The organism is Bacillus sp. 03113, from assembly GCF_006546985.1.
Classification (GTDB): domain Bacteria; phylum Bacillota; class Bacilli; order Bacillales; family Cytobacillaceae; genus VATK01.
Genome location: NZ_VATK01000004.1, coordinates 220,546 through 244,462, shown reverse-complemented (window position 1 = coordinate 244,462; position 23,917 = coordinate 220,546). Strand labels below are relative to the sequence as shown.

The window sequence follows — 23,917 nt, the reverse complement described above, 5'->3', positions numbered from 1 at the left end:
AAAAGCGCGTTTGATTATGGACGCCACGTCCTGGTGTGACATCGGCACTCGTATGACGAAGATAGACGGCAGTCTATGTAAATAAAATTGATATTTTTATCTATCAACAAGGGAGGAAATAAAGATGGAAAGCGTATTTGGAGTAGAAAAATTGACCACCCCTCTCGAACAAAGAGATGATATTATTACTGTTAAAGGCCTCAACAAATGGTATGGAGATCACCATGTATTAAGAGATGTCGATGTAACGGTGAAGCAAGGAGAGGTAATCGTTATTTTAGGTCCATCTGGTTCGGGAAAATCAACCTTTATCCGTACGATCAATGCCCTTGAAGAGTTTCAAAAAGGCTCGATTGTCGTTGATAACATTAACCTAACGAACGACTTGAAAAATATAGAAGAAATTCGTAAAGAAACGGGCATGGTGTTCCAATCGTTTAACTTATTTCCTCATATGACCATTTTGAAAAACATTACATTGGCTCCTATCTGGGTACGAAAGTGGAAAAAAAGCAAGGCAGAAAAAGTTGCTTTAGAGCTGCTTGAACGTGTAGGAATTCCAGAGCAAGCTAATAAATACCCTGGCCAATTATCAGGCGGGCAGCAGCAGCGTGTGGCGATCGCTCGTGCATTAGCGATGCAGCCGAAAATCATGTTGTTTGATGAACCTACCTCAGCCTTAGACCCAGAAATGGTAAAAGAAGTATTAGATGTAATGAAAACATTGGCTGAATCAGGAATGACGATGCTTGTCGTAACGCATGAAATGGGCTTTGCCAGACAGGTTGCCGATCGAATTATTTTGTTTGATAAAGGGGAAGTTGTTGAAACGGGAACACCGGAAGACATTTTCGACAATCCAAAACACGAACGGACAAAAGCCTTTTTATCACAAATTATATAGAAAAGCGAAAGCGCCTTGAACAGCCCTGAAGTTAGACAAAGAGAAAAAAGGGCTCAAAAAAGCCCTTTTCTCTTTGAAAAATAGTTGATTTAAAAGGCTATAATATCTTATAATATAATTAATTTCATATATTCCTTTTCAAAGGGGAGTAGCTTTTAGGGTGACCTAAAATAAAGTCGTCATTTCATGGTATTTACCATCGGCTTTATTAGCATATAAATGCTTTGCAAGACCTTTGCCTGTGGCAATAGGTCTATTTGTGTTTTAGGACATGAAAAAATGCCAGCAGGGAGAAAGGGAGCAATCTAAGGAGGCAAATAATAAATGGATATTAGTATCATTGTTGAATATGGATGGGTGCTTCTTGTTCTAGTTGGCTTAGAAGGGATATTGGCAGCAGATAATGCAGTTGTAATGGCAGTAATGGTTAAGCATTTACCGGCTAATCAACAGAAAAAAGCTCTTTTTTACGGATTGCTTGGTGCGTTTATATTCCGATTCCTCACTCTTTTTATAATTACTTTTCTGACAGATATGTGGCAGGTTCAAGCGATAGGAGCTGCATATTTGTTTTATATTGCTGGGAACCATCTATTTAAGAAATTAGCAAAGCGAAAGAAAATGGAAAAAGAGAAGGAGGATAAAGGATCTTCCTTTTGGATAACAGTTTTAAAAGTTGAATTAGCTGATATTGCTTTTGCCATTGATTCTATGCTAGCAGCTGTCGCTTTAGCTATTACTCTTCGCCCAATCGGTTGGTTTGAAATAGGAGGAATGGATGGAGGACAATTTATCGTTATGTTTATGGGGGGAGTTATTGGTTTAGTGATCATGCGCTTTGCGGCAAATCGTTTTGTTAAACTGCTTCACGCAAAGCCTGCACTTGAAACAGCTGCATTTCTTATAGTGGGGTGGGTAGGCGTTAAGCTCGCTGTTTTTACATTAGCGCATCCAAAGATTGGACTGTTAAACGAACATTTCCCAGAATCATTAGAGTGGAAGCTGGTATTTTGGTTTGTATTGTTGCTTTTAGCTGTAGGAGGATATTTGATTGCGAATCATCGTACTGAAGCAAAAAATAATGATACAGGTTTAAGATAACAATTGAAAGCTCCATGTCCTTCTGAGAACATCCTTTTTTCTCCTGACTAATAGCCAAATGCTATATGTTATAATAAGTAGATCAAACTTCCTTCATCGGAGACCCAACTGAAGGTAAATCGAATCAAACGTAGTCAGGCATTAACAAGTAGTAATCCTCCAATTTCACCAATTTGTTATAAAAGTTTAGAGGTTGAATGTTACTGTTGGTTAATGTTAGCAAAGAGGTGAGACAGGTGGACGATTTTTCAATCATATCAAAGGATCGGAAGCTAACTTTAGAAGAAAAACTGACCTTAATTCAACAAGATAATGTAGATATATTAAACGATTTAATTAATGAATATCAGCCATTTGTTGCTAAAACCGTTTCTAGTGTTTGCAAGAGATATATTTATGAATCAGATGATGAATTTAGCATCGGTTTGATTGCCTTTCATGAAGCGATTAAGAAATATGATCATCAAAAGGGTTGTTCTTTATTAAGTTTTGCTGAAGTCATTATAAAAAGGAAAGTAATTGATTATATAAGATATCAATCAAAAAGTCGAAATGTGAGCTTAGCCATTAATGATCAAGAAGATGATGCTTCTCCTGTTTCAATTGAAGATAGTCTTTCTGTTGAAGAATACTTAAAAATTTTGGAGATTGAAGAAAGAAGAGAAGAAATCAAGAAGTTTTCACAGCTACTGCTTCATTTTGATTTAAGCTTTCAAGCGTTAGTTGAGCACACACCAAAGCATAAAGATGCTAGAAAAAGCGCAATGAGCATTGCGAAAATCATTGCAGATGATCTGGATTTACAAACGTACCTTTTTGAAACAAAAAAATTGCCGATTAAAAAGTTAGAAAAAAAGGTAAAAGTCAGTAGAAAAACAATTGAACGAAATCGAAAATACATTGTTGCTATTAGCTTGATCCTGTCAGGAGATTATATTTACTTAAAGGATTATATAAAAGGGGTGTTAGAAACGTGAAAAAAGGAATTATATTAGAAAAAGATCGACGTTTCTTAACCCTCTTAACCGCAAATGGTGAATTTTGTAAAGCTCGACTAACAAGTGATCTATATGAAATTGGTCAGGAAATTGAATTTATTCCAGTAACAGCTCATTATCAAAAGTTTACATGGTTCAAAAAGCCTCTTTTTATTTCAGCTGCTCTTTTATTATTATGCATGTCATTATTAATACCTTTTTATCAAGAGAATAAAGTGTATGCTTATATGTCTATTGATGTAAATCCTGGAATAGAAGTTGCAGTAAATAAAAACATGAAGGTTATTGATATCATACCGTATAATAAGAATGGACAAATCGTTTCTAGTCAGATAAAAGCCTGGGAGAAAGAGGATTTAGGCTCGGTAACAAAAAAAATAATGAATGAAATGAAAAGGCAAGGATTTATAAAGAAGAAAGAATCTATTAGTATGACGGCAGTATTAGTTCATAATCCACATAAATCTGATGAAACTTTCTTACATACATCAATAAATCAAATAAAATTAGATTTGAGAAAAGAAGATATCCCTGTAAAAATATCAGAAGGTACGAAGGAAGAAAGACAGCAGGCAATCAAATCAAAAATGGCAATAGGATTATGGAAAGATAAAAATAAACAAAAAACGAAACACAATGAGCAACAAACGCAGAAACATGAACAACAAACACAAAAACATGAACAACAACAATCTCAAAAAAATAAACAAGAAATAAAGAAGCATGAGAAACAAACGAAAAAATTTGAACAAAAAGCAAAAAAGTATGACCAACAAACAGATTCAGAAGAGAAAAAGAATAAAGTAATTGAAAAAGAACGAATAGTGAAAGAAATAAATAAAAAAGAAACCATTCGGGTTAAAGAAAAAAATGATCGAACAGATAATCAAGTGAATCAAAAAAATTATATGGAACAAAGTGTAAGTCAATCCCCCTTTCCGAATGCCAATAATAAGGATACCGAGGTAGAAAAATCGCAAGAGAAGCTTGGTGATAGTGTTTCAGTACAAAAAGAAATTGTTCAAGAAAATCATATTTCAAACGAAGAAAAAATGTTGCGAGCTCAAAAAGAAACTAATACGGAGAGTAATGATACAAAGGAAGAAAAACTCAATACGGAGAATCGTTCACAGAATGAAGGTAATCAAAAACAAGAGCTAAAAGGACAAACTGATCAAATAAAACAAGAAAAAATCAATGGAAATAGCCTGTCTCCTAATAAAGACAAGGAGTCCGATTAAAAACCGGACTCTTTAGCCATTATCTATTTAATTTTGTCAGTATTATTTTAATCCAGAAAGTTGGGATTGAGCTTGTTGAACGAGCCTTTTTGTAATTTCGCCGCCAACAGATCCGTTAGCTCTAGCAGCAGTGTCTGCGCCTAATTGAACTCCAAATTCTTGAGCAATTTCATATTTCACTTGGTCTAAATATTGTTCAATACCTGGAACAAGTAATTTATTACTAGTTGTGGCCATTTTCTTTAGCTCCTTTTCAATTAAATTTCAGAGAATTAATATCTCTGTGATTATAGTATTATTCACTATTGTCTATTTATTTGTGGGAATGTTTAACCAATTTGGATGACTCGTTACAAGTAGGGGAAATAAAGGGATCTATGCAGTAAGGTATTCTAATCTTTTAATATAGAAATTTGAAAGGAATTTATTGTATGAGAAATAACCTCGGCTCAAAATTAAAAAAGCTATCACCAGCTCAAATAATTGTGACTTATTATTTTTTAGCCGTTTCTATTTCGATGATTTTGTTAAGTTTGCCGGTTACTCATAAAAATGGGGTAACGTGGACGTTTTTAGACGCGTTATTTACGGCAGTAAGTGCAGTAAGTGTTACAGGTTTAACGACAGTAAGCACTGCTGATACATTCAGTACGACAGGTATTTTTTTCCTCATGTTTATTTTTCAGTTTGGTGGAATTGGAATCATGACATTAGGTACCTTTTTCTGGCTGCTTGTTGGTAAAAAGATTGGATTGAAAGAACGCAGGCTCATCATGGCGGACCAAAATCAATTTAATTTATCGGGTCTTGTGAAACTATTGAAATCGATTCTTGCCATCATTTTATGGATTGAACTTATTGGGTCATTTATATTAGGTATTTATTTTCTTAAATATTTTCCAACCTGGCAGGAAGCTTTTTTCCATGGCGTATTTGCCTCCGTAAATGCAACTACAAATGCAGGTTTTGATATAACAGGGGCTTCTTTAACTCCCTATGCTAACGATTATTTTGTCCAATTTGTTCATATTGTATTATTAACTTTAGGAGCAATCGGATTTCCAGTACTAATTGAAACGAAGGAATTTTTGTTTGGGAACAAAAGAAGACTTGCAAGGTTTCATTTTTCTCTTTTTACAAAGATTACATCGTTAACTTTTTTCATTTTATTAGCAGTTGGTGCGATTTGCTTTTACTTATTAGAATTTAATCACTTTTTAGTTAATAAAGAATGGGATGAATCCCTTTTTTATTCATTATTTCAATCAGCAGCTACTCGAAATGGTGGGTTAACAACGATGAATATCAGTGAACTTAATCCATCTACATTATTAGTCATGTCTGCTCTTATGTTTATTGGTGCTTCTCCAAGTTCCGTTGGTGGAGGAATAAGAACGACTACGTTTGCGTTAAATCTACTGTTTTTATACCATTTTGCAAAAGGAAATCGATCAATTAAAATTTTTCAGAAAGAACTTCATGAAGAGGATTTGATTAAATCATTAGTAGTCACGATGATGGCTCTCTTATTATGCTTTATTAGTGTTGTGCTGTTAAGTATTACAGAGGATCATTCTTTGCTAGCAATCATTATTGAGGTTACATCAGCTTTTGGAACGACAGGCTTATCTTTGGGCATTACACCGGACCTATCTGTGACAGGGAAGATAACTATTATTATTTTAATGTTCATTGGCCGTGTTGGTATTTTATCATTTCTATTTATCATTGGTGGAAAAGAAAAGAAGGTTAACTATCACTATCCTAAGGAAAGAGTCATAATTGGCTAGTACTTAACAATTTTCCTAAAATAAGCAAAAAGGTTATGTTATTTTTTCTACAGTATGATACAAACTAATCTTATCTTGCTAAGGAGGAGATAGATATGGTTAAACGAAAAGCCGAATTTCATGCGGTTGAAAAATATAGTCATACACCTAAAAAGAATGTACAAGAAAGTGAATTTTCAGCAGAATTTAGTCAAGGTGAAGATCGTATGAAGTTTGCAAACAGAAACTCAAAACATGGACGATAAGGAAGACCTTAATGAAAAATAAAGCTGAAAAACAAAATAATCATTTGCATAAAGTAGAGCTAGGAATGGAATTAGGGGATATAAATGCTGATAAATTATTCGAAATGCCTTTTATGAGTCAAAAAAAGAAACAATCCAGTAAGAAAAAAAGTTGCGAATAATAAAGTTGTGCCCAGTATTTAAAAATATTGGGCACATTTTTTTATCTAGATTTGTCTATCTGTTTATAGGCGCACTGAAACAAAGTGGATTTTGCTTCTTGGCTATCAAAGTAGGCTAGTAGCAGGGTCGGTTCCTTCCTTAGTTTTCCATTTATATAGTATTCATCAATATGGAAGGAAAGTTGTTCAAGCATTGTATGCTTATAAATATCTTTTTCCTGCAGCTGCAACTGAGTAAAATCTGAACCAAATATAGACGGGGTGTCAATCACTTTTTTATATATATTCGTTCTTTCTTCTTTTCCTATCGATGGCAGCCACCATGGCTTTCTAGGTTTATATTTCTGATTTGAAAGATAATCAAATTTCATAAAGCTTTCAATAGTATCTAAATCTTGTATTTGCTGTTCTTGCAAAAAATAAAGCAAGCGTTTATATAGGTCCTCTAATTGATGGCCAATTCTAGACCAGCCTTGACTCTCCCAGAAAGCTCCAAAATCTTGGAAGAAATCAAATGGAGTTGGAAATACCTCTGTAACGAGATACTCAATGGTATGATCCATTCGATGATCATTCCAGTATTTCTCAAGTACATCCTCAACCTGTTTTATTCTAATAATATCTTCAAAAGGTAAAACATTATTTCCTAAAATTTCATAAGGAGAATGATCCATGTAAATATAGTTATGTTCTTTTGCACGAATTCGAAGGCCTGTACCCCGAAGCATTTTTAAAAAACCAAGCTGAAGCTCTTCTGGCCTCATGGCAAAAACATCATTAAATGTTTTTTTGAAGGAGTGATAGTTCTCTTCAGGAAGTCCTGCAATAAGATCTAAATGCTGATCAATTTTTCCTCCTTCCTTCACCATCATGACGGTTCTGGTTAATTTTTCAAAGTTTTGTTTCCTCATCACAAGCTCATTTGTATAATCATTGGTTGATTGTACGCCAATTTCAAATCTGAACAATCCAGCAGGGGCATTATCATTTAAAAATGTAATGACTTCTGGGCGCATAATATCAGCAGTAATTTCAAATTGAAAAACAGTTCCAGGACGGTGCTCATCGATTAAAAATTGGAACATCTCCATGGCATAGCTTCTGCTAATATTAAAGGTTCGATCGACAAATTTAATTGTTTTTGCACCGTTATCCATTAAATAACGTATATCCTTCTTAATTTTTTCGCGATCAAAATAGCGAACTCCCACTTCAATCGAGGATAAGCAAAATTGACAGCTAAAAGGGCACCCTCTACTCGTTTCAATATAAGTAACACGTTTTGAAAAATGAGGAATGTCTTCTTGAAAACGAAATGGGGAGGGGAGATCCTTTAAATCAAGTTTATTTCGCCGAGGATTAATTTGAATGTGATGTTCCTTACGATAAGCAATACCTGAAACAACCTCAAACTGTTTATCTCCTTCTAATTCGGAAAGCAGCTGTTTAAAGGTTTGTTCCCCTTCACCAATAACGATGAAGTCAAATTCAATTACGCTCTCCATCCAATCATTAATGTCATATGAGACTTCAGGACCGCCAACAACAATAGTAATGGTTGGATTAATTTTCTTAAGCATTTTTATGACTTTTATGGTTTCTTCAATATTCCATATGTAACAGCTAAAGCCGATAACGGATGGATTTTTCTGTATAAGGTCCATAACAATGTTGATTACGGGATCCTTTATTGTATATTCGGAAATCTGTATATCAAATTCTGGAGCTGCAAATGCTTTTAAATATCGAATCGCCATGTTTGTATGAATATATTTAGCGTTTAATGTAGTGCAAATAATTGTCATGACATAAAAACTCCTTATTAGAGTAACTAGTAGATCAAATCATAATTATAACGTAAAGAAACAAAAAAGAATAGGACATATAAGGGAAAGCCTGTTAGGACAGTACCTTAAAGAAAAAAGAGTGACTGAAAGCTACATGTCTTTTAGTCACTCTAATTTTTTCTTCTGTTTAAGGTACCATCCATGAAAGTATATTGCTTTGCAAAAAGGTAATAATGGCAATTAGAAGCAGAAGAAATAAGCTGTGTTTGATTGTAAATCTGAATAATTCGGATTCTTTTCCGGCAAGTCCAACAGCAGCGCAAGCAACTGCGATGGATTGAGGGGAAATCATTTTTCCAGTCACTCCTCCTGATGAGTTTGCTGCGATAGCAAGAACTGGATTCATTCCAACTGAAGTTGCCGTTATCTTTTGTAAATTACCAAATAAAAGATTTGCAGATGTATCAGAGCCTGTGATCAATACCCCTAACCAGCCTAAAAATGGAGAAAAGAAAGGAAAGAGTGCTCCAGTTTTTGCAAGCAGCATTCCTAAAGCTGTGCTCATCCCTGATGCATTTGCAATATATGCATAGCCTACAACGGATCCAATTGTAATAAGAGGATAGGCTAATTCAATGAATGTTTCACCTAACGTTTGTAACCATTGATTCCATGAGATTTTCACAATAAATTTGGAGAGGATGGCTGCTAGTAAAATAGCTGTACCGGCTGCACCTAATATTTCAAGCTTAAAGATAGCTGCAACGGGAGAACCTGCTTCATTAATAATTTTATTGTGCAGGAAAGGTACCTCTGGCATAAAAGTCAAAAGGCTTCCTAACTCATTTATTCCTTTAAGGATCGAATTTGTACCAGTATAATGCCCAGTAAGAGCAAGTTTGATCGTTGGAATACCCCATATAGAAATAAATCCTGTTAGTACTACAAATGGGGACCAAGCTTTTGCGATTTGTCCTTTTGTATATCTTTGCTCTTTTATTACATCATTATTTGTAGCAGCAGTTGCTGCAAATTCTTCTTCAGAAGAGAAACGAAAGATCGCTTTTGGTTTCCAATATTTCAAAAAAATCGTTAAGGCAACTAGGGACACAAGGGCGGAAAGAATATCGGGAAGCTCCGGACCAAGGAAGTTTGAGGTAATGTATTGTGTAATGGCAAATGAAATGCCAGAAAGGAATATAGCAGGCCATATTTCAAATGTTTTTTTTAATCCAGCCATAATAAAAATTAAAAAGAATGGGATGAAGACAGATAAGAATGGTAATTGTCTACCGACCATTTTTGAAATTTCCATGGCTGGTATGCCCGTAGGTCCTTCTACAGCTATAATCGGAATCCCAATTGCTCCAAAAGCAACAGGAGCTGTATTGGCAATTAAGCATAAACCAGCTGCATAGAGCGGATTAAAGCCTAAACCTACCAATAAAGCCGCGGAAATGGCCACAGGAGCCCCAAAGCCAGCAGCGCCTTCTAGAAATGCACCAAACGAAAATGCGATAAGCAAAGTTTGTAAACGCCGGTCTTCTGTGATAGAAACGACTGAGCTCCTAATGATGTTGAATTGTCCAGTTTTGACTGTTAATTTGTATAAGAATACAGAGGTAACAATAATCCAGCCAATCGGCAGCATCCCATAGACAGCTCCTTGAAACGCAGACAGGAACGCAATAGGAACGGGCATTTTGAAAGCGATTACAGAAATAATCAACGCAATGAGCAAAGTTGTCAGTCCAGCCATATAACCTTTCATTCTTTTAATAGCAAGGGCCCAAAAGAAGTAGAAAATAGGGATAAATGAAACCAATGCAGTTAAAACAAGACTTTGACCAACAGTAGTAACATTTTGATGAAAGAACATCTTGTTTCCTCCTTTTTTTAAGAAGTGGTTTTTGAACAAGAAGCAAATTCCGCACCAAAAAAAGCCATTTATTGAAAGCGGTTTCATAAAATGGTAGTGTAATAGTCGAAAAATAAAAGGATTAAAAGATAATTAGGTCATCAGATGACTAGATCACTTTATTTCAAATTATAGGTGGAAATGGATAAAAAAACAAGTAATTTGTGAAAGAATTATGAACTTATATTTGTAAGTAAGACGTTTGGCACCTTATAATTTAGAATAAGTGATTCATTTGGAGGGATTTTTTGAGATATAAGCAAATAAAACCAAAAAAAATATATGAAGAAGTGACAGAAGCCCTTTATGAGATGATAAGAACTGGGCGGTTGAAACCAGGAGACAGGCTGGAATCTGTGCAGCAGCTGGCTGAAAACTTCAATGTTGGCCGATCTGCTATTCGTGAGGCACTTACCGCATTAAGTGCAATGGGCTTAATTGAAATAAAGCAAGGTGAAGGGACTTTCGTAAAAGCCTTTGAAGCTACACAACTAACCTTCCCATTGTCTACAGCCATTTTGATGAATAAAGAGGATGTTCTCCATCTATTAGAAGTAAGAAAAATCCTTGAAACAGGAACCGCAGCATTAGCTGCTAAAAATAGGACTGAGGATGATTTGATAGCTATTTTAACTTCATTAAATGAAATGAAAGTAGCAACTGGAAATGAAGAGCTTGGAGAAAAGTCAGATTTCCTTTTTCATCTAGCATTGGCTAATGCCTCTCATAACCCTTTACTCGCGAATTTATTAACGTATGTTTCAGGATTAATGGTTGAAACCATGAAAGAAACAAGGAAGCTTTGGTTGTTTTCTAAACAAACGACGATCCAACAGTTATATGAAGAGCATGATCATATTTATTCAGCGATCAAAAATCGCGATGAAGAGAGCGCACGTGAAGCGATGCTTTCTCATTTATGTAACGTCGAGAAAATATTAGAGAGATATTTTGAAGAAACAAATAAAAACAAGTAATCCAAACATAGGAAAGCGTTTAGTTGAAAATAGGAAAAACGCTTTCCAAATAAAACCTTATTTTTTGAAAAATATGGTTACGTTTCTGTAATTTATATAGTAATATTATAGTTAATAATCTAATTATATTATTTATTATTTCGTCAACAGTCATCAGATGACCGGATGAATGATAAATAATGACAAGATAATGAATAGAATCTAATAAGGAGATGGCAGAGGCTATGAAAGTAACACTGTTTGCTACTTGTTTAGTAGATATGTTTCAAAGCAATGTAGGTAAAGCAACGGTCGAATTATTGGAACACCTTGGTTGTGAAGTGAATTTTCCAGAATCACAAGTGTGTTGCGGGCAGCCAGCTTACAACAGTGGATATGTAGAGGAATCTAAAGAAGCAATGAAAAGAATGATTACAACCTTTGAAGATGCAGAATATGTGGTTTCGCCTTCAGGATCCTGTGCTTTCATGTTTCATGAATATCAACATGTTTTTAAAGATGATCCGGTATGGGGTCCAAAATCGAAAGCGCTTTCAAATAAAACGTATGAACTAACACAATTTATTGTAGATATTTTAAAGGTGGAGGATGTGGGTGCTCAATTCAATGGGAAGGTTACCTACCATACTTCCTGTCACATGACAAGATTGTTAGGAGTTAGAAATGCCCCTATGAAACTACTGAGTCATGTAAGAGGATTGGAATATACAGAACTGCCTAATAAAGAAAATTGCTGTGGATTTGGAGGAACCTTTTCCGTAAAAATGACTCCTATTTCTGAACAAATGGTAGATGAAAAAGTACAGCATATTGAAGAAACAAAAAGTGACTATTTAATATGCGCAGATGCTGGATGCTTAATGAATATTGGAGGGCGCATAGACCGAAACGGTAAACCAATAAAGGTTTTACATATTGCCGAGGTATTAAACAGCAGGAGCTGAAGTTAGAAAAGAAAAAAGCGGAACACTTGATTCTTTTAGGGGGGATGAACAGTGACAATGAAAATTGGAACGAGCTCATTCAAAGAGCGAGTTGATGACGGTATTCATAATTCTTTTATGAGGGGAGCTGTTTCGGGAGCTCAAGATCGTTTAAGTTCAAGACGCCTTGAGGCTGCGAAGGAATTAGGGAATTGGGAAGAGTGGCGGTCACTAGGAGAAGAAATTCGGCAGCATGTATTGAATAACCTTGATTATTATTTATATCAGCTTAGTGAAAATGTTGCGAAGAGAGGAGGTCATGTTTTCTTTGCTCAAACTGCTGAAGAAGCAAGTCTGTATATAAAAGAAGTCATTGAAAAAAAACAAGCCAAAAAGGTTGTCAAATCAAAGTCAATGGTAACCGAAGAGATAAATCTAAATGCGTTCTTAGAAGAAGCTGGCTGTGATGTAGTAGAAACCGACTTAGGCGAATATATATTGCAAATTGATGATCATGACCCGCCATCCCATATCGTAGCACCTGCGCTTCATAAAAATAAAGAACAGATAAAAACTGTATTTGAAAAAAAACTTGATTACCATCAAACCTCAAAACCAGAGGAATTAGCTGCACATGCAAGAAAAACATTAAGGCAGGAATATTTATCAGCTGATGTTGGGATTACTGGGTGTAATTTTGCCATTGCCGAAACAGGTTCTATCAGTCTCGTAACAAATGAAGGAAACGCAGATCTCGTAACAGCTTTGCCAAAGACACAAATTACTGTAATGGGCATGGAAAGATTAGTTCCTACATTTGAAGAAATGGAAGTACTGGTCAGCTTATTAACAAGAAGTGCGGTAGGCCAGAAATTAACAAGCTACATTACCGTCCTCTCTGGTCCACGTGATGAGGGAGACATTGATGGACCTGAAGAGTTTCATTTAGTTGTTGTAGACAATGGAAGATCAAATATTCTTGGAGGGGAATTTCAATCTGTTTTACAATGTATTCGCTGTGCGGCTTGTGTAAATGTTTGTCCTGTCTATCGGCATGTAGGCGGACATTCTTACGGTTCTATTTATTCGGGGCCAATTGGAGCAGTGTTGTCGCCATTGCTTGGGGGTTATGATGACTATAAGGAATTGCCATACGCTTCAACTTTATGTGCAGCCTGTAGTGAAGCTTGCCCTGTGAAAATACCTTTGCATCAGTTGCTGCATAAGCATCGACAAATCATTGTCGAAAAGGAAGGACGAGCGCCTATTTCAGAAAAGCTCGCAATGAAAGCATTCGGTCTAGGAGCTGCTTCACCAGCCTTATATAAACTAGGATCAAAAATAGCACCTGCTATGATGGCTCCCTTTTCAAACGGAACGAAAATCTCGAAAGGGCCAGGTCCATTGAAGGCTTGGACAGATATACGGGATTTTCCTGCTCCAAATAAGGAAAGGTTTCGGGATTGGTATAAAAATCGTTCTAAAGAAGGTGACGAAGAATGATAGGTTCCATTCAAAAGCGGGATGCTTTTTTAGACAAACTAGCTGAAAGATTAGGGCGGCCAAAAAGAATATCAGGAGTAGCGTTACCTTTCTGGAAACATAGCCCCCAAGATACGGTACTAAAAGATGCAAGTCAAGATCAGCTGCTCGAAGTATTAACAAAACAATGCGAACAGATACACACAGATCTCTTATTAACAAACAAAAAAGATCTCGGACACACAATTAATAAAGTTGTTGAAGCCTTTGGAGGCGGACCGATCGTAACCTGGAAGGATCTTAGGTTCGAGGAATACGGGCTATTACCTCTTTTTAAACAGGAATGGCCTGCGAACGATATTGATGTTTATGAGTGGGATTATTCTCAAGGAGAAGAAAATGTGCATAAAGCAGAACAAGCCAATATTGGGATTGCTATAAGCGAGATTACATTGGCTGAATCTGGAACCGTAGTATTGTTTAGCAGTAAGGATAGAGGGCGATCCATTAGCTTTCTCCCGGCAACCTCGATAATGATTGTTCCAAAAAGCAGTATTGTTCCACGTATGACGCAAGCAGCTCAATTGATTCGCAGCAAGGTAGAGCGAGGAGAAACTATTCCTTCTTGTATTAATTTTATTACTGGACCGAGCAACTCTGCTGATATAGAAATGAATCTTGTTGTTGGTGTCCATGGTCCGGTTAAGGTTGCTTACATTGTTGTAGAGGATTTGTAAAAAACGGATAAGAAAAAAAGCTGAAAGAGGTCATATAGCTTCTTTCAGCTTTTTTTCTTAATCATGAGTGAGGGTTCTTTAGTAAACAGTGCTGTACTAAGGACGATGATGGGCTTACCTATACCTACATACATAATGATACGAAGATGTCTTCATATTGACAGTTCATCCATTGTTTGATATATATCTAATTAGATAAACATCGAATGAAAGGAGGAGGATTGATGCAGCTCGACCGATTAGTTGCTTTTCATAAAACGATGGGAGACCCCACACGAATACGGATTCTTCGACTTCTAGCAAATGGTCCTTTACATGGCCAAGCCATTGCAGGGAAGCTTGGACTTACTCCACCAACAATTACTCACCATTTAAAAAAACTTAGAGAAATAAATGCGATTTATGAAAGAAGAGAGAGAAACACGATTTATCTTTACTTAAATAAATCAGTGATTAGTCAGCAAGCGGCTGTATTAAATGAGTTAATTGATGTAAAAGAGGGGCAGGCAGAAAACATGCCAAATATGAATATGGAAAAGCAAAAAATTCTTCAATCCTTTTTTTCTAAAGAAGGAAAACTTATCTCCATACCCGCTCAAAGAAAAAAGAAGCTTGTTGTACTTGAGTCAATCGTAAAGCGACTCAAAAAAGGCCATAAGTATGAAGAAAAAGAATTAAATGAATTTATCAAACAGTTTCATGAGGACTATGCTACGATCCGACGAGAATTTATCATTTATCACTTTATGTATCGTGAAAAAGGGATATATGAATTAAATCCCGAAGAAATGTGGGCAAAGGAGGAGTAGACTCGCTACCTTTGCCCAGTACTTTTATAAATAATATTCCGGTTTTCTATCTGCAAAAATCGGGATCATTTTCCGAACTTCTTTAACTTTTGATAAATCGATTTCACCATGGAGAATTTCTTGTTCTACACCTGCTTCTGTGATGATCTCTCCCCAAGGATCTATGATGATCGAGTGGCCAGCAAATGTATTATTTGGGTCGTCACCAGCTCTATTACAAGCAATGATATAGCATTGATTTTCTATCGCTCTTGCAATTAATAATGCTTTCCAATGCTCCAATCGAGGCAGCGGCCACTCTGCTACAACAAAAATAGCTTCCGCTCCTTTTGTTGTGTGAGCTCGAATCCATTCAGGGAAACGGATATCATAACAAATCATGCTTGCAAACGAATGGTCCTCTAATGTAAACAGGCCTTTCTCTTTTCCGCTTTTTAAAAACAAATGCTCATCCATTAACTGAAACAAATGAAGCTTGCTATATTCGTGGATTTTTTCTCCTTTTTTATTCACGACTAATAGAGTATTATAAATTCCATCATCGGTTTTATTAGCAATGGATCCTCCAATGATGTGCACTTGGTATTTTTGAGCCATTTTTTGTAGAAATGAAGTGGAGCTTGCTGCATTAGAATCTGCTAGTTCATCCAGTCGTGTAAGATCATAGCCAGTAGTCCACAGTTCAGGTAGGACGATCACATCCGTTTGTTGCTCTATGGCTTGGGCAATCAACTTCTCTGCCTCAAGCATATTTTTAGTTGGATCACCAAACGCAATATTCATTTGTAAACAAGAAATTTTTAATTTCAAAATACTCACCCTCTGCTATAATTAGTTATTGTATTCTATCGTTAAGAGTAAAATAATTGATTTTACTTTTAAGTCTTTACTTTACGTTATATCATTTAACTATCGTATTTCAATAATAAAATATTATTTATTATAAAAGCAGGTGAAAGCATGACTTTTTATCCACAATCTGAATTATTAAATAGTTTACCAAAGCAATTCTTTGCATCACTTGTATCCAAGGTTGCAAAGTTTGTAGAACAAGGACATGATATTATTAATTTAGGACAAGGGAATCCGGATCAGCCAACCCCAAGTCATATTATTAAAAAGCTGCAAACAGCAGCAGAAAACCCTCTGAACCATAAATATCCTCCTTTTCAAGGCTATTCCTATTTAAAAGAAGCTGTAGCTGAGTTCTATCGAAAAGAATATCAGGTCGAATTAGATCCTGAAAAGGAAGTAGCAATCCTATTTGGAGGGAAAGCAGGATTGGTTGAAATTCCTCAGTGTTTATTAAATCCAGGAGAGACTGTTTTAGTCCCAGACCCAGGTTATCCTGATTATTGGTCTGGTGTTGCTTTAGCAAAAGCAAAAATGGTCACTATGCCTCTACTTGAAGAGCATGACTTTTTGCCTGATTATCAGCAGATCAGTCAGAATGTTAGAGATGAAGCAAAGCTCATGTTTTTAAATTATCCGAATAATCCTACCGGAGCTACTGCAACGAAAGAGTTCTTTGAAGAAACTGTCGCATTTAGTCAAGAAAATAACATTTGTGTCATTCATGATTTTGCCTATGGAGCCATTGGATTTGATGGTAAAAAGCCTGTCAGTTTTCTGCAAACTAAAGGGGCTAAAGAGTCTGGGGTAGAGATTTATACACTTTCAAAAACCTATAATATGGCAGGATGGCGTGTTGGCTTTGCAGTCGGCAATGAAAGTGTCATAAATGCGATTAATCTACTTCAAGATCATTTATATGTAAGTCTGTTTGGTGCCATTCAAGAGGCGGCAGCAGCTGCATTAACAGAGTCCCAAGCGTGTGTAAAGGAACTTAATGATTTATATGAAAGCAGAAGAAATGTTTTCATTAAAGGGCTTCAAGACATTGGTTGGAAGGTAAAAGCGCCACAAGGCTCTTTTTTTGCATGGTTAAAAGTTCCTGATGGATTTACTTCAGAGCAGTTTTCTGATTATTTATTAGAAAAGGCTCACATTGTCGTTGCTCCTGGTGTAGGCTTTGGCCAATTTGGTGAAGGGTACGTTAGAGTAGGGCTATTGACATCAGAGGATCGTTTGGTTGAGGCAGTGGATCGAATGAAAGCACTACCTATTTTTACGACGCACCAAATACATGCCAAATAAAATGTGAATATTAAGTGGCATTTTTCTGAAAAAAACTTATTTAACAATAATTAAAATGAGGCTGGTATGAAGGATTCAAATCCTTTTGTGCCAGTCTTATTTTTTTACACATACGGTAAAAAAATTAACCCATTTCCTATTTTAAGGATTTAATTATGACAAGAAAAACATTTGTCGAATGATTTGAGTTAACAGATCAATATTTGTCGAAATAGCTAACGGATATTTTTTTTTGTCTAATATTGCGAATCTATTTACAATAATAGAAATATCTGTAATAATTTTTTCAGAAATCATTTTAATAGAATGAATATAGCAAAAGGGAAAAATTAGGAGGTAAGCAGGTGCTTGATACTAATAAAATCATATTGAACGAAATACAAAATAAGAGAGAAAAAATGATAGAATGTGCTCAAAAGCAAGGTTTTAATAGTGAAGAAACGATCCGATATAGTCAAGAACTTGATTGGTTAATTTATTTATATCAATGTAGTCTTCATTTTGAAAGCAGAAAAAAGGAAGAGTTGAAGGAAATGTTAAAAAAATTCATGCTCGTTTGGGCAAATACCCAAGCTAACGTACAACGATTTAGTTAATAGATCCGAAAACCTTCTTAAAAACATTAAAATTGTGAACTATTCATACTTTAGTATGCTCACTTTCTATCAAACAAATGACTATTATTTTGGAGATAAAATGAGTTAATAGTTTAATGGCAGACGATTGACTAAGGTTAGCCTACGTCTGCACATCATTTTTGCAGTGGTACCCCAACAAAAGTTTTTATTTATGAAGTTCTTTTTCGATCTGATGGAAGAAATAGAGTTAATAGCCCTAATAAAGGCAAAAATCCCGACAAAATAATTGTTTGTGGCAGACCAATCAAATCTGCTAAATATCCTAAAGTCATCGAACCAATTGCTCCCATTCCAAAGGCTAAGCCAACTGTCAATCCTGACATGGTTCCTATTTTTTCTGGAACAAGCTCTTGAGCATAAACAACTGTAACAGAAAAACTAGACATTAAAATAAATCCAGTAATGATAAGCAAGATAAATGCGATAGATGGAGATGCAAAAGGGAGTATGATCGAAAGTGGAGCCGTCCCTATCATAGAATATAAAATAATATTCTTTTTCCCAAAACGATCAGCTAAAGGACCTCCAAAAAATGTACCCACCGCACCTGATACTAGAAAAGCAAAAAGAAACATTTGAGAATGCTCAATGGTAAATCCATATTTTTCAATTGCATAAAATGTATAGAAATTAGTAATACCAGATGAATACCATGTACGCGCAAAAATTAAAAATAAAATCAAAATTAGTGAGAAGTAAACACGCTTTGAGATGTTCACTTTATTTTTTTGATAAGTCTCTTTTTTGTATTTGCGTGTTTCTTTTTGAATTTCAATCTTATTTGAATACCAACGAGCGATATAAATAAGCAGGCCGACAGCAATTGCTGCGACGATTGTAAATAATATGGCTCCTTTTTGCCCAAATGGTACAAGAATGATGGCTGTGATAAGAGGTGCAAGTGCTTGGCCAGAATTTCCACCAACCTGATAAATGGATTGCGCAAGTCCTCTGCGAGGTCCAGCTGCCATATAAGCTACTCTTGAACCCTCAGGATGAAAAACTGCAGATCCAAGACCAATAAAAATAACAGAGATAGCTACCAACTCGAATCTAGGAGCAAACGCTACCCCGATAACACCTATTAAAGTAACGGTTAAGCCAATAGGCAAAGCGTATGGTCGAGGTTTTTTGTCTGCAATAATTCCAACAACTGGCTGCATAACAGAAGATACCATATTTAAAGAGAAAGCAATGATCCCAAGCTGAGTATAATTGAGATTCATCGATTTTTCTAAGATTGGAAACATGGCAGGAACAACAGCTTGAATGGAATCATTTAATAAGTGGCAGCAGCCAATAATGAATAAAATTTTGTAAGCAGTAGATTGAGATGAAGCGGATGTTTTTGATTTTATTGCTGTAGTACTCATAACAAACTCCTTTTTTTAGAGTTGATCACTTTATTAACAAACTATTCCATATGAATTACTATACATGTTTTCTAAAATTTTTAAACCACTTTTTTCTTACTTAATTGAATGGTTTTAATAGAAGTTAGAATAGATCGTGGAAAATTGACTTTAAAGGAATTATTTATTATAATTAGTTTGAATTCAAGATATTCTTAATTATTGGCTGTTTTCTCAAAGTTTGTTGCTTTTGACATAAAAAACATTGAGAGAAACGTTTTGGAGCAGCCTGCATACACGTAGACTCCTGTGGGAATGCGAGAAAGGCGAGACCCCGCAGGAGCGTATGCGACGAGGAGGCTTGACGCTCGCCCACCGAAAGCGAAGTGTATGCAGGCTGTGCGTTTAAAAGCAACAATCTATACGAAAACAGCCTAATTATTTTACTTATAAAGGATTTTGATACGCATATGAAAACAGAACAAATTAACCAATCATTAAAGCTATTTATTGTTCTTTCACGAGCCTTTAGGGCGGTAAATGAAAAAATAAACAAGTTAATTCAAACATATGGCTTGAATCCAACTGAATTTGCGGTGCTAGAACTTTTATATCATAAAGGAGATCAGCCGTTACAGCAAATTGGCGGGAAAATTTTACTTGCTAGCGGAAGTATTACGTATGTTGTAGATAAACTAGAACAAAAAGGTTTTTTAAAAAGGGTTGCCTGTCCAAAGGATAGACGTGTGACCTATGCACAAATTACAGATCAAGGAAAGTCATTAATGGACGAAATATTTCCTGATCATGAAAAGCATATTCAAGAAGTATTCTCACATCTATCAGAAGAAGAAAGAAGTGAAGCAATCTTCCTTTTAAAGAAAATAGGATTATCCGTGCAAAAATATTAAATCGTGCCTAACGGCCGATTTTTTTTGCAATTAGGAGGAAAATATAAGACTCTTGTAGAAACTAAATTAAGATAATGAAGAAAAATTTGGAAATACGCAATAAGAAACAGCATAAGTAATGAAAATTGGAGGTTAAAAATGAAGTTTTCAGAGTATACATACGTTCGACCAAATTTAGAAGAAGTGAATGAAAAATTTGAAGGACTGATCAAAAGTTTTAATGATGCAAACAATGTCGATGAGCAGTTAACCGTTATAACAGAAATAAATCAACTACGAAATAAACTTAGTACCATGTTTAATCTTTGCTATATTCGTCATAGTGTCAATACAATTGATGAGGTTTATCAGATTGAACAAGATGTTATGGATGAAATGCAGCCGCATATAGAAGGACACGTTACGAATTATTATAATGTACTTGTCCAGTCCAAATTTCGCAAAGAGCTTGAAGCTAAATGGGGGAAGCAGCTTTTCGCCTTGGCTGAGGCTCAGCTTAAAATTTTTTCTCCCGAGATTGTTACACTATTACAAAAAGAAAATAAGCTTTCTACTGAATATACAAAGCTTATTGCCTCTGCTAAGATCATGTTTGATGGAGAAGAAAGAACACTTGCCCAAATGGAGCCTTATACCGAGTCTCCTGATCGTGAAATCCGTAAAAAAGCAAGTGAAGCTAAATTTGGCTTTTTTGCTGAAAATGAGAATGAGCTTGATCGGATTTATGATGAATTAGTTAAAGTTAGAACAGAGATTGCTAAAAAACTAGGCTATCAAAATTTTGTAGAACTAGCATACAACCGTATGTATCGTACAGATTATAACGCCGATATGGTGGCTAAATTTCGTGATCAAGTGAAGGAATACATTGTTCCTATTGCAACAAATTTAAAGGAAAGGCAAAAAAAGCGTATTAAAATAGATGCTTTAAAATATTATGATGAAGGATTCAAATTTCTTTCAGGAAACGCATCCCCAAAAGGAAGTCCAGATTGGATCATTGAAAACGGACAGACCATGTACAATGAGCTTTCAGATGAAACAGGTTCCTTTTTTTCTTTTATGAGAGAGAATGAATTAATGGATCTTGTAGCAAAGAAAGGGAAGGCTGGAGGTGGATATTGTACGTTTATTGAAGATTATAAAGCACCATTTATATTCTCAAACTTTAATGGAACTTCCGGCGATATTGATGTACTTACACATGAAGCTGGCCATGCCTTTCAAGTATATTCAAGTAGAGATTTAGGGATTCCTGAATATTATTGGCCAACGTATGAAGCTGCAGAGATTCATTCAATGAGCATGGAATTTTTTACTTGGCCGTGGATGGAGCTATTTTTCAAAGAGGACTCTGATAAATATAAGTTTGCACATTTGAGCTCGGCCTTACTGTTTTTACCATATGGTGTGTCTGTTGATGAGTTTCAGCATTGGGTTTATGAAAATCCAGTAGCTACCCCTAACGATCGAAAAAGAAAGTGGAGAGAAATTGAACAAAAATACTTGCCTCATAAGGATTATGATGGCAATGAATATTTAGAAAATGGTGGATTTTGGCAAAGGCAAGCGCATATTTATAATTCTCCATTTTATTATATTGATTATACACTTGCGCAAATTTGTGCCTTGCAATTTTGGAAGCGATCAAGTTCGGAACAAAAAGCAGCCTGGTCTGATTATGTGAAATTATGTAAATTAGGAGGAAGTCAGTCATTTACCAAATTGGTAGAATCGGCAAACTTAATATCTCCGTTTGAAGAAGGATGCGTTAAATCTGTCGTTACAGAGATCGAAAATTGGCTCAATACAATTGATGATCAGAATTTATAATCAAGGATTATTTTCTTAAGTTGGAAGGCGTATATTTTTTAAGGGATATAAGGCATAGTAAACGGGCAGGAAAGGTCAAATTTTCCTGCCCGTTTATTATTAATCATGGAGCTTGTTTTCTATTATGATTGGCAAGTAGATTTCTGCTCTAGTACCTTTTGTTTCGTGGTTTGATATGTTAAATCTTCCATTATGCTGTTCTATTATTTGTTCAGTGATCATGAGCCCTAGTCCAGTACCGTTTTCCTTTGTTGTAAAAAATGGAGATTTTATTTTCTTTAGAATTTCTTCAGGAATACCACTTCCAGAGTCTATCACTTCAATTCGTACCTTATCTTCTATCACTTCACAGCTTAAGGAAACAACTCCACCTTTTGGCATTGCTTCAAATGCATTTTTTAAAAGGTTAATAAAAACTTGCTTCAACTGATTTTTATTACACAGTACCATTATGTCTTCATCGATATTTTCCTTAATAATTGTTACGTTTTGATAATGTGCTTCGGATTCAAATAATAAGATTACTTCATAGATGATGGATGATAGCCTTGTTTTTTTAATTTGAGCTTCATGTGGCTTTGAAAGAAATAAAAATTCACTGATAATTTCGTTCATACGTGCAAGCTCTGAATTAATAATAGTTAAATATTGTTTAAACCCATTCTCTCTTTCATCAAGCATTTGTATAAAGCCTGAAATAACTGTTAAAGGATTTCTGATTTCATGAGCAACGCTTGCTGCGATTTCTCCTGTTACTTTTAATTTTTCTGAATTCCTTATATATTCATCCATTAATTTTTTTTCTGTCTGGTCTCTAATTATAAATGAAACTGCGAAAACCTCACTTTTTTGGTTAAGGATCGGTGAGATGGTTGTTTCAATGATTAACTTTGAATGATCAGCTGTTTGGATTGAAGTCTCAAATGCTGGAATACTTTGTCCCAATTTAGCTTTTTCAATAGATTGAAAAAATATTTGGCTTTGATCGTAAATTACCTTATCTATGTATTGGCCGATAATATCAGAGGTTAATTCAAAGAGAGATAAAAAAGATTGATTTGCTTCCAAAATTTCATTTTTAAGATTAATAACGATAATCGAGTAATTCGCATTTTCAAATAATGCTTTATAAAAGGATTTTGTTGAAAATAAATCTTCTTTTGCTTTTAATTCGTTTTGATAAGCTTTAATCCTTAGTTGATTTGCATAGAAGATCATAACAAAAAGTAAAATGGCAGTAAACAGTGCAAAAAGGAAGATGTAAATAAAATCCTGTTCTTGAAACAAAGATATCATTTTCGTTCCATTTATTTTGTAAAAATAAATTAAGGAAAAAGTCCCGATAATAGAAGAATAGACGATAGCAAAGATATTTTGATAAAAGGATGAAATAATAATCCCAAAAATGAAAAAAAAGTAATTTACAAAGTTGGGGGAGATAATGTTAATGTAAAATAAATAAACGTAGAAAGCTGTGATAATAGAAACCATAAACAAGTATGGATTCATTTGAAGCCGATAAAACAAAGCAAGAACAATAAAAAGGATAAAGCCTATTGGTGGCCATAAAAAATCCAGGCTTTGTTCAGAAATTGAATAGATAAGCAAGTCAATTAAATAAAATACGAAAACGATACTAAATATTAATTTATTTAGTTGTTGTGTAAATATCTTTTTCTCCATTGAACGATGCCCTTTCTATCATCATTAGAAAGATAAAGTGAAACTTCCATCAGTAGGGGTTATCTTTCATCCCCTATTGATGGTTAGTCACGCAGAGCCTGATTGACTTTTCTAAGGGCTGAAGCCCAAAGAAAAGTCTTATTTCACCAATCACGCTCATACATGCCACATCCTGTGGCATTCGCCTGACTAGGACGTCCTGTCCGTCGTCGGGCGTTTGCAAGCAGTTATCCCTTTGATACTCTAAAGTTTAGAGGTGGGGGTCTACTG

General features: G+C 35.2%; 22 protein-coding genes and 1 riboswitch. Of the genes, 16 read left to right on the top strand and 6 right to left on the bottom strand.

Features of this window, described 5'->3' with window-relative positions; all coding sequences use genetic code 11:
• Positions 1 to 124: 124 nt before the first annotated feature.
• The 4 genes from FDO66_RS05350 (at position 125) to FDO66_RS05335 (ending at position 4,244) form a co-directional block, all read left to right on the top strand.
• Positions 125 to 904 (top strand): amino acid ABC transporter ATP-binding protein, encoded by a 780-nt coding sequence (locus FDO66_RS05350; RefSeq protein ID WP_141430660.1) that lies wholly within the window; start codon positions 125 to 127, stop codon positions 902 to 904.
• A 131-nt stretch (positions 905 to 1,035) separates the two neighbouring features.
• A riboswitch (yybP-ykoY riboswitch) is annotated at positions 1,036 to 1,129 on the top strand.
• Positions 1,130 to 1,228: 99 nt separating this feature from the next.
• Positions 1,229 to 2,005 carry a TerC family protein gene (locus FDO66_RS05345; RefSeq protein WP_141431390.1) on the top strand — a complete coding sequence of 259 codons (777 nt, stop codon included), beginning with the start codon at positions 1,229 to 1,231 and terminating at the stop codon, positions 2,003 to 2,005.
• 236 nt (positions 2,006 to 2,241) lie between these two features.
• Positions 2,242 to 2,982: an RNA polymerase sigma factor SigI gene (sigI, locus tag FDO66_RS05340; protein WP_258535590.1), complete on the top strand. Its 741-nt coding sequence runs from the start codon at positions 2,242 to 2,244 to the stop codon at positions 2,980 to 2,982.
• Positions 2,979 to 4,244, top strand: a complete 1,266-nt coding sequence (locus FDO66_RS05335; RefSeq protein ID WP_141431388.1) for an anti-sigma factor domain-containing protein — start codon at positions 2,979 to 2,981, stop codon at positions 4,242 to 4,244. Before sigI ends, FDO66_RS05335 begins: the two co-directional genes overlap by 4 nt.
• 42 nt (positions 4,245 to 4,286) lie before the next feature.
• Here the strand turns inward: FDO66_RS05335 and FDO66_RS05330 are convergent, their stop codons facing one another.
• Positions 4,287 to 4,481 carry an alpha/beta-type small acid-soluble spore protein gene (locus tag FDO66_RS05330; protein WP_141431387.1) on the bottom strand — a complete coding sequence of 65 codons (195 nt, stop codon included), beginning with the start codon at positions 4,479 to 4,481 and terminating at the stop codon, positions 4,287 to 4,289.
• A gap of 194 nt (positions 4,482 to 4,675) precedes the next feature.
• On the opposite strand from FDO66_RS05330, the gene FDO66_RS05325 reads away from it, so the two are divergent.
• From FDO66_RS05325 to FDO66_RS20725, 3 genes are all read left to right on the top strand, one after another.
• Positions 4,676 to 6,034, top strand: coding sequence for a TrkH family potassium uptake protein (locus FDO66_RS05325; protein WP_141431386.1), 1,359 nt, complete (start codon positions 4,676 to 4,678; stop codon positions 6,032 to 6,034).
• A gap of 95 nt (positions 6,035 to 6,129) precedes the next feature.
• Positions 6,130 to 6,279 carry a hypothetical protein gene (locus FDO66_RS20730; RefSeq protein WP_181444452.1) on the top strand — a complete coding sequence of 50 codons (150 nt, stop codon included), beginning with the start codon at positions 6,130 to 6,132 and terminating at the stop codon, positions 6,277 to 6,279.
• A gap of 11 nt (positions 6,280 to 6,290) precedes the next feature.
• On the top strand, positions 6,291 to 6,440 hold the full coding sequence (locus FDO66_RS20725; protein WP_181444451.1) for a hypothetical protein: 150 nt from the start codon (positions 6,291 to 6,293) through the stop codon (positions 6,438 to 6,440).
• Between the two features lie 41 nt (positions 6,441 to 6,481).
• On the opposite strand, the gene FDO66_RS05320 is transcribed toward FDO66_RS20725, so the two are convergent.
• Together FDO66_RS05320 and FDO66_RS05315 are read right to left on the bottom strand one after the other, a co-directional pair.
• Complete coding sequence (locus FDO66_RS05320; protein WP_141431385.1) at positions 6,482 to 8,245, bottom strand: B12-binding domain-containing radical SAM protein; 1,764 nt, start codon at positions 8,243 to 8,245, stop codon at positions 6,482 to 6,484.
• A 169-nt stretch (positions 8,246 to 8,414) separates the two neighbouring features.
• Complete coding sequence (locus tag FDO66_RS05315) at positions 8,415 to 10,106, bottom strand: L-lactate permease (protein ID WP_141431384.1); 1,692 nt, start codon at positions 10,104 to 10,106, stop codon at positions 8,415 to 8,417.
• A gap of 287 nt (positions 10,107 to 10,393) precedes the next feature.
• Here FDO66_RS05315 and FDO66_RS05310 point away from each other — a divergent pair, with 287 nt between their 5' ends.
• From FDO66_RS05310 to FDO66_RS05290, 5 genes are all read left to right on the top strand, one after another.
• On the top strand, positions 10,394 to 11,122 hold the full coding sequence (locus tag FDO66_RS05310) for a FadR/GntR family transcriptional regulator (protein WP_141431383.1): 729 nt from the start codon (positions 10,394 to 10,396) through the stop codon (positions 11,120 to 11,122).
• Between the two features lie 224 nt (positions 11,123 to 11,346).
• Positions 11,347 to 12,066 carry a (Fe-S)-binding protein gene (locus FDO66_RS05305; RefSeq protein ID WP_141431382.1) on the top strand — a complete coding sequence of 240 codons (720 nt, stop codon included), beginning with the start codon at positions 11,347 to 11,349 and terminating at the stop codon, positions 12,064 to 12,066.
• Between the two features lie 51 nt (positions 12,067 to 12,117).
• Positions 12,118 to 13,548 carry a LutB/LldF family L-lactate oxidation iron-sulfur protein gene (locus FDO66_RS05300; RefSeq protein WP_141431381.1) on the top strand — a complete coding sequence of 477 codons (1,431 nt, stop codon included), beginning with the start codon at positions 12,118 to 12,120 and terminating at the stop codon, positions 13,546 to 13,548.
• Positions 13,545 to 14,264, top strand: coding sequence for a LutC/YkgG family protein (locus FDO66_RS05295; RefSeq protein ID WP_141431380.1), 720 nt, complete (start codon positions 13,545 to 13,547; stop codon positions 14,262 to 14,264). The genes FDO66_RS05300 and FDO66_RS05295 overlap by 4 nt, the downstream gene beginning before the upstream one ends.
• Before the next feature lie 224 nt (positions 14,265 to 14,488).
• Positions 14,489 to 15,073 carry a DUF2087 domain-containing protein gene (locus FDO66_RS05290; RefSeq protein WP_141431379.1) on the top strand — a complete coding sequence of 195 codons (585 nt, stop codon included), beginning with the start codon at positions 14,489 to 14,491 and terminating at the stop codon, positions 15,071 to 15,073.
• A gap of 24 nt (positions 15,074 to 15,097) precedes the next feature.
• Here the strand turns inward: FDO66_RS05290 and FDO66_RS05285 are convergent, their stop codons facing one another.
• Positions 15,098 to 15,883 (bottom strand): carbon-nitrogen family hydrolase, encoded by a 786-nt coding sequence (locus tag FDO66_RS05285; RefSeq protein WP_141431378.1) that lies wholly within the window; start codon positions 15,881 to 15,883, stop codon positions 15,098 to 15,100.
• A 150-nt stretch (positions 15,884 to 16,033) separates the two neighbouring features.
• Here FDO66_RS05285 and FDO66_RS05280 point away from each other — a divergent pair, with 150 nt between their 5' ends.
• Positions 16,034 to 17,230: a pyridoxal phosphate-dependent aminotransferase gene (locus FDO66_RS05280; protein ID WP_141431377.1), complete on the top strand. Its 1,197-nt coding sequence runs from the start codon at positions 16,034 to 16,036 to the stop codon at positions 17,228 to 17,230.
• Between the two features lie 344 nt (positions 17,231 to 17,574).
• Positions 17,575 to 17,826 (top strand): aspartyl-phosphate phosphatase Spo0E family protein, encoded by a 252-nt coding sequence (locus FDO66_RS05275; RefSeq protein WP_141431376.1) that lies wholly within the window; start codon positions 17,575 to 17,577, stop codon positions 17,824 to 17,826.
• A gap of 191 nt (positions 17,827 to 18,017) precedes the next feature.
• Here FDO66_RS05275 and FDO66_RS05270 read toward each other — a convergent pair whose 3' ends face one another.
• Positions 18,018 to 19,241 (bottom strand): MFS transporter, encoded by a 1,224-nt coding sequence (locus FDO66_RS05270; RefSeq protein ID WP_141431375.1) that lies wholly within the window; start codon positions 19,239 to 19,241, stop codon positions 18,018 to 18,020.
• 449 nt (positions 19,242 to 19,690) lie between these two features.
• Between FDO66_RS05270 and FDO66_RS05265 the strand changes: the two genes are divergently transcribed.
• Positions 19,691 to 20,131, top strand: coding sequence for a MarR family winged helix-turn-helix transcriptional regulator (locus FDO66_RS05265; protein ID WP_141431374.1), 441 nt, complete (start codon positions 19,691 to 19,693; stop codon positions 20,129 to 20,131).
• 138 nt (positions 20,132 to 20,269) lie between these two features.
• Entirely contained in the window at positions 20,270 to 21,964 is a 1,695-nt protein-coding gene (locus FDO66_RS05260; protein ID WP_141431373.1) for a M3 family oligoendopeptidase, read from the top strand.
• A gap of 99 nt (positions 21,965 to 22,063) precedes the next feature.
• Here FDO66_RS05260 and FDO66_RS05255 read toward each other — a convergent pair whose 3' ends face one another.
• Complete coding sequence (locus tag FDO66_RS05255; protein WP_141431372.1) at positions 22,064 to 23,647, bottom strand: ATP-binding protein; 1,584 nt, start codon at positions 23,645 to 23,647, stop codon at positions 22,064 to 22,066.
• Between the last annotated feature and the right edge of the window lie 270 nt (positions 23,648 to 23,917).

Bases quoted from the DNA above. Each gene is read 5' to 3' on its own strand.
- FDO66_RS05350 (WP_141430660.1), top strand. From the start codon at position 125: ATGGAAAGCGTATTTGGAGTAGAAAAATTGACCACCCCTCTCGAACAA.
- FDO66_RS05345 (WP_141431390.1), top strand. From the start codon at position 1,229: ATGGATATTAGTATCATTGTTGAATATGGATGGGTGCTTCTTGTTCTA.
- FDO66_RS05330 (WP_141431387.1), bottom strand. From the start codon at position 4,481: ATGGCCACAACTAGTAATAAATTACTTGTTCCAGGTATTGAACAATAT.
- FDO66_RS05325 (WP_141431386.1), top strand. From the start codon at position 4,676: ATGAGAAATAACCTCGGCTCAAAATTAAAAAAGCTATCACCAGCTCAA.
- FDO66_RS20730 (WP_181444452.1), top strand. From the start codon at position 6,130: ATGGTTAAACGAAAAGCCGAATTTCATGCGGTTGAAAAATATAGTCAT.
- FDO66_RS20725 (WP_181444451.1), top strand. From the start codon at position 6,291: ATGAAAAATAAAGCTGAAAAACAAAATAATCATTTGCATAAAGTAGAG.
- FDO66_RS05320 (WP_141431385.1), bottom strand. From the start codon at position 8,245: ATGACAATTATTTGCACTACATTAAACGCTAAATATATTCATACAAAC.
- FDO66_RS05315 (WP_141431384.1), bottom strand. From the start codon at position 10,106: ATGTTCTTTCATCAAAATGTTACTACTGTTGGTCAAAGTCTTGTTTTA.
- FDO66_RS05305 (WP_141431382.1), top strand. From the start codon at position 11,347: ATGAAAGTAACACTGTTTGCTACTTGTTTAGTAGATATGTTTCAAAGC.
- FDO66_RS05295 (WP_141431380.1), top strand. From the start codon at position 13,545: ATGATAGGTTCCATTCAAAAGCGGGATGCTTTTTTAGACAAACTAGCT.
- FDO66_RS05290 (WP_141431379.1), top strand. From the start codon at position 14,489: ATGCAGCTCGACCGATTAGTTGCTTTTCATAAAACGATGGGAGACCCC.
- FDO66_RS05280 (WP_141431377.1), top strand. From the start codon at position 16,034: ATGACTTTTTATCCACAATCTGAATTATTAAATAGTTTACCAAAGCAA.
- FDO66_RS05270 (WP_141431375.1), bottom strand. From the start codon at position 19,241: ATGAGTACTACAGCAATAAAATCAAAAACATCCGCTTCATCTCAATCT.
- FDO66_RS05265 (WP_141431374.1), top strand. From the start codon at position 19,691: ATGAAAACAGAACAAATTAACCAATCATTAAAGCTATTTATTGTTCTT.
- FDO66_RS05260 (WP_141431373.1), top strand. From the start codon at position 20,270: ATGAAGTTTTCAGAGTATACATACGTTCGACCAAATTTAGAAGAAGTG.
- FDO66_RS05255 (WP_141431372.1), bottom strand. From the start codon at position 23,647: ATGGAGAAAAAGATATTTACACAACAACTAAATAAATTAATATTTAGT.